Annotated in this window: 9 protein-coding genes and 1 tRNA gene; 5 read left to right on the top strand and 5 right to left on the bottom strand. The window is 69.5% G+C overall.

Annotated elements, in window-relative coordinates; translation table 11 throughout:
- Window positions 1-2 precede the first annotated feature (2 nt).
- From grpE to Manayef4_RS00705, 3 genes are all read right to left on the bottom strand, one after another.
- Window positions 3-818, bottom strand: coding sequence for a nucleotide exchange factor GrpE (gene grpE / locus Manayef4_RS00715; RefSeq protein ID WP_070130272.1), 816 nt, complete (start codon window positions 816-818; stop codon window positions 3-5).
- Window positions 815-2,644, bottom strand: coding sequence for a molecular chaperone DnaK (dnaK, locus tag Manayef4_RS00710; protein ID WP_070130271.1), 1,830 nt, complete (start codon window positions 2,642-2,644; stop codon window positions 815-817). The genes grpE and dnaK overlap by 4 nt, the downstream gene beginning before the upstream one ends.
- A gap of 318 nt (window positions 2,645-2,962) precedes the next feature.
- On the bottom strand, window positions 2,963-4,192 hold the full coding sequence (locus tag Manayef4_RS00705) for a nuclease-related domain-containing protein (RefSeq protein WP_070130335.1): 1,230 nt from the start codon (window positions 4,190-4,192) through the stop codon (window positions 2,963-2,965).
- 660 nt (window positions 4,193-4,852) lie between these two features.
- Here Manayef4_RS00705 and Manayef4_RS00700 point away from each other — a divergent pair.
- A complete protein-coding gene (locus Manayef4_RS00700) occupies window positions 4,853-7,072 on the top strand; it encodes a (Fe-S)-binding protein (RefSeq protein WP_070130270.1) in 2,220 nt (739 codons plus the stop codon).
- A gap of 79 nt (window positions 7,073-7,151) precedes the next feature.
- Here Manayef4_RS00700 and dcd read toward each other — a convergent pair whose 3' ends face one another.
- Window positions 7,152-7,751: a dCTP deaminase gene (dcd, locus tag Manayef4_RS00695; RefSeq protein WP_011438703.1), complete on the bottom strand. Its 600-nt coding sequence runs from the start codon at window positions 7,749-7,751 to the stop codon at window positions 7,152-7,154.
- A 177-nt stretch (window positions 7,752-7,928) separates the two neighbouring features.
- On the opposite strand from dcd, the gene Manayef4_RS00690 reads away from it, so the two are divergent.
- The 4 genes from Manayef4_RS00690 (at window position 7,929) to Manayef4_RS00675 (ending at window position 12,405) form a co-directional block, all read left to right on the top strand.
- On the top strand, window positions 7,929-8,690 hold the full coding sequence (locus Manayef4_RS00690; protein WP_011438702.1) for a beta-phosphoglucomutase family hydrolase: 762 nt from the start codon (window positions 7,929-7,931) through the stop codon (window positions 8,688-8,690).
- A complete protein-coding gene (locus Manayef4_RS00685) occupies window positions 8,687-11,101 on the top strand; it encodes a glycosyl hydrolase family 65 protein (RefSeq protein WP_070130269.1) in 2,415 nt (804 codons plus the stop codon). The genes Manayef4_RS00690 and Manayef4_RS00685 overlap by 4 nt, the downstream gene beginning before the upstream one ends.
- Before the next feature lie 78 nt (window positions 11,102-11,179).
- Window positions 11,180-11,253, top strand: a tRNA-Gly gene (locus Manayef4_RS00680).
- 168 nt (window positions 11,254-11,421) lie between these two features.
- A complete protein-coding gene (locus Manayef4_RS00675; protein ID WP_254665390.1) occupies window positions 11,422-12,405 on the top strand; it encodes a PIG-L family deacetylase in 984 nt (327 codons plus the stop codon).
- Window positions 12,406-12,442: 37 nt separating this feature from the next.
- On the opposite strand, the gene Manayef4_RS00670 is transcribed toward Manayef4_RS00675, so the two are convergent.
- Window positions 12,443-13,786, bottom strand: a complete 1,344-nt coding sequence (locus Manayef4_RS00670; protein WP_070130268.1) for a glycosyltransferase family 4 protein — start codon at window positions 13,784-13,786, stop codon at window positions 12,443-12,445.
- Window positions 13,787-13,808: the final 22 nt, after the last annotated feature.

Here is a 13,808-nt window from a genome sequence, read left to right as displayed (position 1 = left end):
TTTCAGCCGGCGCTGACAGTGGGCCCGCCGTTGTCCGGGCCGGGCACACTGCCCGTGTCATCGGGGACCGATGTCGGCCGATCCGGCGGTCCGCCTGCCTGGYCCGGGCCGCTCCCCGGCACCTCGCCGGCCCCGGCGACGACCTCCGCCTCGACCGGCTGATCGACGATCTCGTCCACCTCGCCCGACGGTTCCGCGACCGACACCTGCGCGGGCCGCAACACCTTGCCCGCGTGCAGGTAACCCGCCCGGAAGACGTCCACGCAGGTCGGCCCGCTCACGTCCGACCGGTAGGAGTGCATCAGGGCCTCGTGGACCGACGGGTCGAACTCGTCGCCCTTCGCCCCGTAGCGCTCCAGCCCGGTCGCCTCCAGGGCCGCCTCCAGGGCCTCCGCGATCGCCTTGAACGGGCCTTCCAGATCGCCGTGGTCACGAGCCCGGCCGATGTCGTCGAGGGTCGACAGCAGACTCGCCAGCAGTTTCGCCGTCGCCTGCTCGCCGATCTGCTGACGGTCTCGCTCGACCCGCCGACGGTAGTTGTCGAACTCGGCCTTCAGGCGCTGCAGGTCCGCGGTCCGCTCGGTGACCTGCTGGCGCAGCGACGCCACGAGCTCACCGTCACCCTCACCCGCCGGGACTCCGGCGGGTGGAACCTCCGTGGCCGTCGGGCCGGGAGGCGCGGCCGCCTCCGGCCGGACCTCGCCGCTCTCCGGATCGATCCGGCGCCGGTCCCGCACCACCACCGGGGGCTCTTCGGCCTCGTCCCGGCCGTCGGGCCGAGACGAACCCCACCAGTCCGCGGCCTGGCCTGAGGTCACTTCTTGTCCTCCTCATCCACGATCTCCGCGTCGACCACGTCGTCGTCGGCTGCTCCGGCGCCGCCGGAGGCACCCGCGCCCTCCTGGGCGGCCTGCGCGTACATGGCCTGGCCCATCGCCTGGCTCGCCGCGGCCAGCGCGTCGGCCGCCTCGCGGATCGCCGCCGTGTCGGTGCCGGCGACGGCGCCCCRCAGCGTGCCGAGCTTCTCCTCCACGTCGCTCTTCACCGCGGCGTCGATCTTTTCGCCGTTCTCGGCGAGGAACCGCTCGGTCGAGTAGACGAGCGTCTCGGCCTTGTTGCGGGTCTCCGCCTCCTCCCGGCGCCTGCGGTCCTCCTCGGCGTACTGCTCGGCGTCGCGGACCATGCGGTCGATGTCGTCCTTCGGCAGCGCCGAGCCGCCGGTGATGGTCATCGACTGCTCCTTGCCGGTGCCCAGGTCCTTCGCGGACACGTGCACGATGCCGTTCGCGTCGATGTCGAAGGTGACCTCGATCTGGGGCATGCCCCGCGGGGCGGGCGGCAGGCCGGTCAGCTCGAACATGCCGAGCTTCTTGTTGTAGGCGGCCATCTCGCGCTCGCCCTGGAAGACCTGGATCTGCACGGAGGGCTGGCTGTCCTCGGCGGTGGTGAAGATCTCCGAGCGCTTGGTGGGGATCGTGGTGTTGCGCTCGATGAGCTTGGTCATGATCCCCCCCTTCGTCTCGATGCCGAGCGAGAGCGGGGTGACGTCGAGGAGCAGGACGTCCTTGACTTCGCCCTTGAGCACGCCGGCCTGCAGCGAGGCGCCGACGGCGACGACCTCGTCCGGGTTGACGCCCTTGTTCGGCTCCTTGCCCCCGGTCAGCTCGCGGACCAGCTCGACGACGGCGGGCATCCGGGTGGAACCACCGACGAGGACGACGTGGTCAATGTCGCTGACCTTGATCCCCGCGTCCTTCACCGCCTGCTGGAAGGGGTGCCTGCAGCGGTCGATGAGGTCGGAGGTCATCCGCTGGAACTCGGCGCGCGACAGCGAGACGTCGAGGTGCAGGGGACCCTCGGCCGACGCGGTGATGTAGGGCAGGTTGATCGCGGTCTGGGTGGACTGCGAAAGCTCGATCTTCGCCTTCTCGGCGGCCTCCCGCAGCCGCTGCAGGGCCATCTTGTCCTTGCCGAGGTCGACCCCGTGCTGGCCGTTGAAGGTCTTGATCAGGTGGTCGGTGATGCGCTGATCCCAGTCGTCACCACCGAGGTGGGTGTCACCGGAGGTGGACTTCACCTCGACGACACCGTCGCCGATCTCCAGCAGGGAGACGTCGAAGGTGCCGCCACCGAGGTCGAAGACCAGGATGGTCTGCTCCTTCTCGCCCTTGTCCAACCCGTAGGCGAGGGCCGCGGCGGTCGGCTCGTTGACAATCCGCAGGACGTTGAGCCCGGCGATCGTGCCCGCCTCGGTGGTGGCCTGACGCTGGGCGTCGTCGAAGTACGCCGGGACGGTGATGACCGCGTCCGTAACCGTCTCACCGAGGTAGGACTCGGCGTCCCGCTTCAGCTTCTGCAGGATGAACGCGCTGATCTCCTGGGGCGTGAGATCCTTCGCGTCGACCTTCATCTTCCAGTCGGTGCCCATGTGGCGTTTGACCGACCGGATGGTGYGCTCGACGTTCGTCACCGCCTGACGCTTGGCGACCTCGCCGACCAGGACCTCGCCGTTCTTCGCGAAAGCCACGACCGACGGGGTCGTCCGGGAGCCCTCGGCGTTGGCGATCACCGTGGGTTCGCCGCCCTCGAGCACGCTCACGACGGAGTTCGTGGTGCCGAGGTCGATACCGACCGCTCGTGCCATGTCTGTGTGCCTTTCGATCATGTCGGTGGCGCCGATCAGACGGGCGCACCGACCTCGTGGGGATGGAACCTGTCGGTGAACCGAGGCTTGAGGATCACTCCGGGAAGCCTCGGTTCCGCCAACGTTAAGTCAGGTCGGTGTATTGAGTCGCTCTGACTCATGATGACGGCTCCCATCATAGCCCGACAGAGGTGAGCCTGACACGCTCAACTTTATGTGTGGCCGGGAAATTCCCGCCAGCGTCGCCGGGCGGGACCGGAAGGGGAGCCGGCGGGAGGAGCCGGCAGGGCGTGGAATGGGAGGTGGAACGGGAGAGCGTCAGCTTCCGGCGGGTGGCTGCGGGGCCGAGCCACCCGCGGCATCGTCGCCACCCGCGGCACCGTCGCCGGGCGCCTGGCCGGCGTCGGGGTCCGTCGTCTCCCGGGGCGGTCGGACGGCGGCCAGGATGCGCCCGCGGCGGGCCCCCGGGCGTGGCCGTCCGCCCGCGCGTGATCCGAGCCGGGGAACCGGCCCCATGCCGGCAGCCGACGGACCGTCCGGCCCGCCGCTCGTGGCCTCGCCGGCGCCCGCCCGGCCGGGAACCGCGAGTGGCATTCCGGTCCGGTTGATGAGGTCGGCCTGCCGGCCCAGGTCGGACTCGATCTGGGCGAGCCGGTCGAGCATCTCGGAAGCGTCCCCGTCGCGCTCACGGATCGTGCGCAGCGCATCCATCAGGGTCAGCCACTGGTCCCGACCGACGGTGATCTGTTCGGCGAGGCGGTTGGCCGAGTAGGCCGGAAACAGCCGTTCCGTGGCGGCGACGATCTGCTGGACCTCACCGGGGTTGAGTCGGCCGGGCTTGCGCCGGATGTAGTTGACGACRTCCTTGATGCTGATGATCGTCACTCCGTCGAGGGCGCCGTCGCTCCACAGGACGTTGGCCTCGACCATCACCAGGATCGGACTTATCGGGATCTTAAGCATCGGCAGTGCCGCGCGGATCTGGTTGCGGACCTCGCCACCCAACCAGGCGGTGCGGTCGATCGGGGGTTTGAGTGACTCTCCGTCACAGGTCGCCCCACCCTTCTTGTACCRCACGGTGCCCTTGTTGTTGTCGCTGCTGAGCACCATCACCCCGCCGGGCCCGACCAGGAGGTGACCGATGGTCGCCTCGGAGTAGGGGACGGCCCGGTCGTGCAGGATGACGTACCCTTGGCGGCGCAGCCGGGCGATGGCGCGCGCGGTCCTGCGCTCCGCCTCGGCCCCCTCGCGCAGCGACTCGACGTCGGGGGCGGTCCCGAACGAGGCGATCACGATCCCGRCCGGCCAGGCGATGAAGACCAGCAGGAACACGACGACCGCGACCGTGGGCAGCCCTAGGCCGAAGCCGATGACGAGGGCGAGAGCGAGTCCTACCAGGGCCGAGCGCACCGCGGTGCGGGGTACCTCGCGGCTCAGCTTGTCCCGCCGCACGAGTGCCTGGTTTTCCCTGGCCCGGAGGTACTCCGTCTGCAGGGAGTGTCCAGGGCGGCCGACTCGGGTCATCGTCGGCCGGGTGATCGTCGCCATCGTRCCCACCATGTTCGCAGGGTCGTCGTTCGCGGAGTTGTCGTTCGCGGAGTTGTCGTTCGCGGGGTCGTCAACGTCGGTAGGGCCCGTCCGCCGGAGCACGCCGGGCGTCGTCGCGGCAGCGCTGGCACCGGGCCCAGGCACAACGTGAAGGTGGCGAGCACCGCGGGACACACGATCGCCCGGTCACCGTGGGCGAAGGCTGTCCTTATGGTGCGTCGAAGCACCTGCCGGCACAAGGGTTGACCTCGTCGGCCCGGGAGGCTCCCGGCGGGGGAGCGACGTTCCGGGATGGCGGGATCCGGGGCGCCGTGGTAGTCGTGACGGTGCGAGGCGTTGCGTGTCGGTTGGGCATCTGCCGCTGAACGTAGCAGTCCCGTGCACCTCGCGCGGACGATCGGGCCTTCGGACCCCCTATATCGGGCCGCTCGGACCACGTCGTGGCAGGGTCGACGGTGAGCGGGTTCGCTGTCGGCCTCATAGTGCCCCTACGTCCGGGGTGGGGACCCGGACAGACGGGTTGGCCGGGAGGTTGGGACCGGACCCGCCCATACGGTGGCGCGGGCCACTTGTCCGGGTGGCGTGAGCCACTCGTCCCATACGTTGCTGGTCGGTACGAGCAGGCTCGCCCGCGATAGTGGGTGCCAGATGGAGGATGCTGTGAGAATTGCGATCGGTGGAGCGATCACRCTGATTGCTCTCGCGGTTGCYGGGCGTCGGGTTTTCTGGCTGTTCCGGCTGATCGGGTCCGGCCAGCCGGCCGAGGGCCGGCTCGACGACCTGCCGACCCGCGTCTGGACGGAGATCAGCGAGGTCGGGGGGCAGCGCAAGCTGCTGAAGTGGTCGGTGCCCGGGGCGGCCCACTTCTTCACCTTCTGGGGCTTCACGATCCTGCTGCTGACCGTCATCGAGGCCTACGGCGGCCTGTTCGACGACGACTTCCACATCCCGGGATTCGGGCACTGGGCGGCCATCGGCTTCCTCGAGGACTTCTTCGCCGTGGCGGTCCTCGCCGGCCTGGTCGCCTTCACGATCATCCGGTTGAAGAACGCCCCGGYGCGGCTGGAGCGCAAGTCGCGATTCTACGGCTCGCACACCGGGCCGGCCTGGGTCATCCTCGGCCTGATCACCGCCGTTATCGTGACGCTGCTGCTCTACCGTGGTGCCCAGTACAACACCGGCAACCTCCCGCAGGRCCAGACGAAGTGGGCCTTCGCGTCCTACGCTGTGAGCCGCATCTTCTCCGGTCTCTCCCACGATGTGAACGAGGGYATCGAGACGGCCTTCCTGCTGCTCAACATCGCGGTGATCATGGGCTTCTCGGTGCTGGTGGTCTACTCGAAGCACCTGCACATCGGCCTGGCCCCGATCAACGTCGTGCTCAAGCGCCAGCCGGTGGCCCTCGGCCCGCTGGCCACCACTCCCGACATCGAGAAGCTGATGGAGGAGGACGAGCCGGTCGTCGGCGTCGGCAAGGTCGAGGACTTCTCCTGGAAGGCCATGCTCGACTTCGCCACCTGCACCGAGTGCGGGCGGTGCCAGAGCCAGTGCCCGGCGTGGAACACAGGCAAGCCGCTGTCGCCGAAGTTGTTGATCATGGATCTGCGTGACCACCTCTTCGCCAAGGCGCCCTACCTGCTGTCCACCRAAGGCGCGGCGGAGGGTGAGGAGGCGCCGAAGGCGGTCACCGGGATCGCCGAGGACGCCTCCGCCTCCCACACCGTGCACCACGTGCCCGAGTCCGGCTTCGGCCGGGTGCCGCAGCCCGGTCAGCCGCAGGTCGACCGGCCGCTGGTCGGCACCGAGGAGGAGGGCGGGGTCATCGATCCCGACGTCCTGTGGTCGTGCACCAACTGCGGCGCGTGCGTCGAACAGTGTCCGGTGGACATCGAGCATGTCGACCACATCGTCGACATGCGTCGCTACCAGGTGATGATCGAGTCGGCGTTCCCGTCCGAGGCCGGCGTCATGCTGCGCAACCTTGAGAACAACGGCAACCCGTGGGGCGTCTCGCCGCGGACCCGCACCGAGTGGACCGAGGGCCTGCCCTTCGAGGTGCGTGTCCTCGGCGACGGTGAGCAGATCCCCGACGACGTCGAGTACCTGTACTGGGTCGGCTGCGCCGGGGCGATCGAGGACCGCGCCAAAAAGGTCGCGCGGGCCTTCGCGGAGCTCCTGCACACTGCCGGGGTCGAGTTCGCGATCCTCGGTACGAACGAGTCCTGCACCKGGGACCCGGCGCGCCGGCTCGGCAACGAGTACCTGTACCAGGAGATGGCCAAGGCGAACATCGAGCTGCTGAACGCCACGGGCGTCAAGAAGATCGTTGCCACCTGCCCGCACTGCTTCAACAGCCTCGCCCGGGAATACTCGGCCCTCGGCGGTCAGTACGAGGTCGTCCACCACACCCAGCTGCTCGGCAAACTGGTCGAGGAGCGCAAGCTGGTACCGGTGACCCGGGTGGAGTCGTCGGTCACCTACCACGACCCCTGCTTCCTCGGGCGGCACAACAAGGTCTACACCCCGCCGCGGGAGATCCTGGCGGCGATTCCGGGCATCCGGGGCCAGGAGATGCACCGCTGCAAGGACCGCGGCTTCTGYTGCGGTGCCGGCGGCGCGCGGATGTGGATGGAGGAGAAGATCGGTAAGCGGGTCAACGTGGACCGGATGGAGGAGGCCCTCGGCCTCGACCCGGACGTCGTGTCCACCGCCTGCCCGTTCTGCATCGTGATGCTCACCGATGCCGTCACCGAGAAGAAGCTGAGCGGCGAGGCGAAGGACGGTGTCGAGGTACTCGACGTCTCCCAGCTCCTGGCCCGTTCGCTGGCGCCGTCGGCGCCAGCGGCTCCGACCGAGGCGTCCGCCGAGCCTGTCGGCTAAATTGCGTCCCTGCCTTTCCAGAGGGATAAATCGGACATAAAACCCTCTGGAAAGGCGAGGAAGCTGAAAGACAAGGAAGTCAGCCTGGGGGGATCTCCCCGTTCGGGACCGGTGCGCGGGTGAAGTCCCGGTAGGCCCTCGACGGGGTCGGGCCGCGCTGACCCTGGTAGCGCGAACCGTAGATGGTCGAGCCGTACGAGTGCTCGGCCGGCGAGGACAGCCGGAACAGGCAGAGCTGGCCGATCTTCATGCCGGGCCAGAGTTTGATCGGCAGCGTCGCCACGTTCGACAGTTCCAGCGTGACGTGCCCGGAGAAGCCGGGGTCGATGAAGCCCGCCGTCGAGTGCGTGAGCAGCCCGAGCCGGCCGAGACTCGACTTCCCTTCCAGCCGGCCGGCGAGATCGTCGGGCAGGGTGACGATCTCCAGCGTCGAGCCGAGGACGAACTCGCCCGGATGCAGGACGAACGGCTCGTCGCCCTCCGGGGCGATGAGCTCGGTGAGATCCTCCTGCTCAAGAGAGGGATCAATGTGGCTGTACCGGTGGTTGGCGAAGACCCGGAACCAGCGGTCCAGCCGTAGATCGATGCTGGACGGCTGGATGAGGCCAGGGTCGTGGGGGTCGAGACGGATCCGGCCCGTGGCGATCTCGGTCCGGATGTCCCGGTCGGACAACAGCACGTCCCGGACGTTAGAGCATGAGCGGTCGATCTTCACCGTCCACCCGGAGGAGGATGGGGCCGCGTGGAAGAGTGAGACGGAGCGTGACCCGGGTAGGAGGCACGTGGCCGGTCGATGAATACCCGGTCGGACGGGTGCCCCCGGGGAAGGCTGGGGCGGAAGGGACAGGCGGGACGGATGCTCGGGCTACCCGATCACATCGAGGCATGTCTGTTCGACCTGGATGGCGTGCTGACGAACACCGCGACGATCCACGCGGCCGCGTGGAAAGAGACGTTCGACGATTTCCTGGAGAACTGGGCYAAGCGGTCGGGAGAGCCGTTCGTCCCCTTCGACCTCGAGCATGACTATGTCGAGTACGTTGACGGCCGGCCCAGGATCGACGGTGTGCGAGCCTTTCTCGACGCCCGTCACATCAGGCTTCCCGACGGAACACCGGACGACCCGCCGTCCGCGCTCACCGTGCATGGGCTGTCCAACCGGAAGAACTTCCTCCTGCTGGAACGGATTCGGAGGGACAGCGTGGACATCTATCCCGGCTCGGTGACGTATCTGCGGGAACTGGCCACGCGGGGGATCCCCCGCGTGGTCGTCTCCTCCAGCGCCAACTGCGCCGAGGTGTTGAAGGCGACTGGGCTTGACGCCCTCGTTGACGGAGCGGTGGACGGCCTCGTTGCCGCCCGTGACCACCTCGCCGGAAAGCCCGCGCCCGACACCTTCCTCGCCGGCGCCCGGCTGCTCGGGGTGCCGCCGCGGCGGGCGGCGGTGTTCGAGGACGCCCTGGCCGGCGTCGAGGCGGGGCGGGCCGGCGGGTTCGGCTGGGTCGTGGGGATCGACCGGGTGGGGCACGCCGCCGCGTTGCGCGCCCACGGGGCCGATATCGTGGTGAACGACCTGGCGGACCTGCTCGGCCACGGCTCCGGGCCCGGCCCCGAATGATCGACAAAGCGTCCTATCTGATCGAGCCGTGGTCCATCCAGGAGTCCGGTCTCGACATCTCCGATCTGGGCCGCTCCGAGTCATTGTTCGCCCTGTCCAACGGCCATATCGGGCTCCGGGGAAACCTCGACGAGGGCGATCCGCACGGCCTGCCGGGCACCTACCTGAACTCGGTCCACGAGCTGCGGCCCCTGCCCTATGCCGAGGCCGGCTACGGATATCCAGAGTCCGGCCAGACGGTCATCAACGTCACCAACGGCAAGGTGATCCGTCTACTTGTCGACGACGAGCCGTTTGACATCCGCTATGGCGATCTGCGGTCGCATCAGCGGGCGATCGACTTCCGGGAGGGCGTGCTCCGGCGGGACGTGGAATGGGTCTCGCCGGCGGGGCAGACTATCCGGKTGCACTCCGAGCGGCTGGTGTCGTTCTCGCAGCGTTCCATCGCGGCCGTGTACTACGAGATCGAGCCGGTGGGCGACCCGGCGCGGGTCGTCATCCAGTCGGAGCTGGTGGCCAACGAGCAGCTGCCGGCCTGGCACGGTGACCCGCGGGCCGCGTCCGCGCTGGAGTCGCCGCTGCGATCCGAGCGCCATCGGGCGAGCGGCACGATGGTTGAGCTCGTCCACATCACCCACCGCAGCGAGATCCGTGTCGCCGCGGCCATGGACCACGAGTTTGCCGGGCCGGACTCGCTGGGTGTCTCCTCGGAGAGCGAGCCGGACGCCGGCCGGGTGACGGCCACGGCGGTACTCGCCCCGGGCGAGAAGCTGCGGATGGTCAAGTTCATCGCCTACGGCTGGTCGGAGCAACGGTCCCTGCCGGCCCTCAGAGACCAAGCGGCCGCGGCGCTGGTCGCAGCGCGGCAGACCGGGTGGCCCGGTCTCGTCGCCGAGCAGCGGCAGTACCTGGATGCCTTCTGGAAGCGGGCCGACGTCGAGGTCGACGGCGATCCGGAGGTGCAGCAGGCCGTTCGCTTCGCGCTGTTCCACGTCCTGCAGGCCGGATCGCGGGCCGAGCGGCGGGCGATCCCGGCCAAGGGCCTGACCGGCCCCGGCTACGACGGGCACGCCTTCTGGGACTCCGAGTCGTACGTGCTCCCCGTCCTGACGTACACCGCGCCCGACGCGGCCGCCGACGCGCTGCGCTGGCGGTACGCGACTCTGCCGCTGGCCAGGGAACGAGCCGATCTGCTCAATCTGAAGGGCGCCGTCTTCCCCTGGCGCACCATCCACGGAGAGGAGTGCTCCGGATACTGGCCAGCCGGGACGGCCGCCTTCCACGTCAACGCCGACATCGCCGACGCGGTCGCCCGCTACGTCACCATCACCGGGGACGAGCGGTTCGAGCGCACGGTGGGGCTGGAGATCCTGATCGAGACCGCCCGGCTGTGGCGGTCGCTGGGACATCACGACCTCGACGGCCGCTTCCGGATCGACGGTGTCACGGGCCCGGACGAGTACTCGGCCATCGCCGACAACAACGTCTACACGAACCTGATGGCGCAGCGGAACCTCGTGGCCGCGGCGGACGCCGCCCGCCGCCATCCCGACCGGGCCGCCGAGCTGGGCGTGGACGCCGAGGTCACGGCGTCCTGGCGGGACGCGGCCGAGAACATGTTCATCCCCTACGACCCCCATCTCGGCGTCCATCCGCAGTCCGAGGGATTCACCGAACACCAGGTCTGGGACTTCGCGAACACCGCGCCCGAGCAGTACCCTCTGCTGCTGCACTTCCCGTACTTCGACCTCTACCGCAAGCAGGTCATCAAGCAGGCGGACCTGGTCCTGGCGATGCAGCGCCGGGGTGACGCCTTCACGATGGACGAGAAGATCCGCAACTTCGCCTACTACGAAGCYCTGACGGTTCGGGACTCGTCACTGTCRGCATGCTCCCAGGCGGTGCTGGCCGCTGAGTGTGGGCACCTGTCGCTCGCCCATGACTACCTGCGCGAAGCCGCCCTGATGGATCTGCATGACATCGAGCACAACACCGGAGATGGGCTGCACATGGCCTCCCTCGCGGGAAGCTGGATCGCCCTCGTCGAGGGCTTCGGTGGGCTGCGTGACGGCGGTGAGGTGATCTCGTTCGCGCCGCGGTTGCCCGAGGGACTGACCAGGCTGGCCTTCGGGCTCTGTGTCCGCGGGCGGCACCTGCGGGTGGAGGTCTCCGACTCGACGGCCGTCTACACCGTCCCCGCGGGGCCGGCGATGACGTTGCTGCACCACGGCAAGACCGTCCGGGTGGTTCCCGGCCAGCCGGTCAGCATGGAGGTCCCGCCGACGCCCGTCCTGGAACGGCCGAAGCAGCCCTCGGRCCGGGAGCCGCTGCGCTTCCTGCGCCTGCCCGGGACCGGCGGCCGTATCGGTCCTACCGGCCCTAGCGGTTCCGTCAACAGCATCGACGGCTGACTCCGGACGCGCCGGACGCGCCGGACAGCCCGGGGCCCCACCCGACCCGGTCCGTCCGGTACGATGCGAATGCGCTACGCGGGCGTAGTTCAGAGGCAGAACACGAGCTTCCCAAGCTTGCAACGCGGGTTCGATTCCCGTCGCCCGCTCCACTCTGGGAGACGTGTGTCAGACGGGGTCTGACCAGGTCTTTTCGCCATGTCTGCTGGGGCCGAACCCGGCGAAGAACTGCCCTGCGCCCATCGGCGTCTCGTGAACGAACATGGCGAGGACCTGCGGGAACACCACCCGAGGGCGGAATGTCGGTGGCGGTCGCTACAGTGAGCGCGGCCACGGCGTCGATCTCGGATCGCGTCCGCTGGCCGGTGTTCGCCGCCATACGGGAGGTCGACGGGATGAACGTGGCGAAGGTGGTCCGGCGGGTGATCCCGGGTGATCCGGAGACGGTGCGCGACCGGGTGATGGTGCCGGCGCGGTCGCTGTGGCGCCGGGCCTGGACCCGGCGAGGCATCGACATCACCTCGTCCATGACGACGAGGTCGTGTCTCGTCGTCGCACCACACCCCGACGACGAGACGCTGGGCTGCGCGGTGGCCATCATGCGTAAGCGGGCCGCCGGCACCCCGGTCACGGTGGTGATTGTCAGCGACGGCTCCCGCGCGGAGCCGGTGACGCTCCCGCCAGCGGAGTTGATCGAGGTGCGCAAGGCGGAGACTCGCCGGGCCTGCACCCTGCTGGACGTTGACGAGTCCGACGTGCGCTTTCTTGGTTTCCCCGACGCCGAGCTCTCCGACCGGATCGACGCCATCGCCGCGCGGCTCACCGAGCTCATCGAGACCCTCGCGCCCGAGCAGATCTTGGCGCCGACCTCGTGCGAGGGGCACCCGGACCACGACGCGACCAACGAGGCGGTGCGCCGAGCGGTCGCCACCACCGGTTATCGCGGCCAGGTGCTCGAATACACCGTCTGGTTCTGGACGCACTGGCCCTGGACCTTGGGTTACGGGACGGCGGGCTGGTCGGCTGAGCGTCTGTTCGTCCAGCCGGTCCGCCGGTTGCGGGAACGCCGCCCGCTGCTCGTGGACGCCCGCGGTTTCCGGGCGCGGCAGMGCAGGGCCCTCGCGGAGCACGCCACCCAGGTGGGGGAGGACGACGCGGCGTCCGACGCCGCCACCCCGGTGACCGGCTCCCTGCTCGCGACCCTGGGGAGTCCGTACGAGGTCTACGTCGCCGCGGGGGCGCTGCGGCACCTCGACTTCGAGCGGCCGTGGCGGGCCGGTCACCAGGTACGGGGCAGCCGGTAGTCAGCCTGCGAGCGCCACCTCAGGGCCGGGTGCCACCTCAGGGCCGGGCTGCGGGCCAGTGCCGGTGGCGGCGCCGTTCCCGGGACAGGTCGGGGTATAAATCGGCGGCCGCGTGGCTCGGCCGGGGGTGTTGCTGCCGGTTGCGGGTGTCGAAGTGCGCGATGCCGCGCTGGTACGCCTCGACCTTGCGGCGAGCGATGGCCGAGGGCTMGATCTCGACCACGCCGAGGCGACCCCGTGCCCCGAACGCGCTCRCCCGCGCGGGGTCAAGCAGGAACGGCGCCAGCGCATCCGCCAGCGCCACCGGATCGCCGGCCGGTACCGAGGATCCGGCCTCCCACCGCYCGACGAAGGGCGCGACTCCGGCCCGGGTCGTGGTCACCACCGGCCGGCCGGCCGCCATCGCCTCGACGGCCRCGATCGAGAAGCTCTCGAAGCGGCTCGGCACGGCGACGACACGGGCCCGCCGGTAGACGTCGCGGATCTGAGAACCGGACAGGTGCCCGGTGAACTCGACGTCCAGCTCAAGCTGGCGGGCCCGGCGGGCCAGCCACTCGCCCGAGGGCACCCCGTTGATCTCACCCGCCGAGCGTCCCGCGAGCACCAGCCGGTGCGCCACCCCCGCGCCACGAAGGCGGGCCGACGCGTCGAGCAGCACGTCCACGCCCTTGTAGGCCTCGAGTCGACCCACGACGGCGACTGTCGGCGTGGTGTCGGCGACGTCGGGTATGTCGAGCCACGGCTCGGCGTCGAACGGATTGGGAATCACCTCCACCTCACGGTCACCCAACCAGCCTTGCTCCCGCAGCGTGTCGACGAGCAGCTGCGACGGTGAGGTGACCACGGCGGCCAGGCTCGCCGATGTCCGGTCCAGCCGGTCGGCGACCAGGCCCTTCAACCCGACCGGCTGGCCGGAAAGCCTGACCGTGAGCATGGTCGGGCAGTGGAGGTGGATGGCGAGCGGCGTGGAGCGACGTATGGCCTGGATCAGGCCGCGGGTTTCCCCGTCCTGGGTCTCGATCACGTCTGGTCTGAGTCCGAGTTGACGCATCCACAAGCTATAGGACAGCGGGAGGCTGGCCCGCAGCGCCAGCGAGTCACGCGGGTACAGGGGTCCCCGGAGTTGGGCGCCGAGCTTTCCCAGCCCGCGGCTGACCGGCACCCGTAGTAACGGGCGCCGGTGGACGTGCACCCCGTCCTCCACCGAGTCGACGACATGACGCCCTTGGGCGCACAGGACGTGGACGTCGTGGCCGAGCTTCGCGAGTGMCGTGGCCAGCGCCGCGGTGTAGGTGCCCGCGCCGTCCCAGACGACGGGCGGGTACTGCTCGCAGAAGAAGAGAATGCACAGCGCCTGGAAAGATCMCAATGACTCCGCCACGTGTCCCCGATTCTGCCGTGCC

Source organism: Frankia sp. CgMI4, assembly GCF_001756285.1.
Classification (GTDB): Bacteria; Actinomycetota; Actinomycetes; order Frankiales; family Frankiaceae; genus Frankia; species Frankia casuarinae.
The sequence above is the reverse complement of the archived record's forward strand: the minus strand, read 5'-3'. Positions and strand labels throughout refer to the sequence as shown.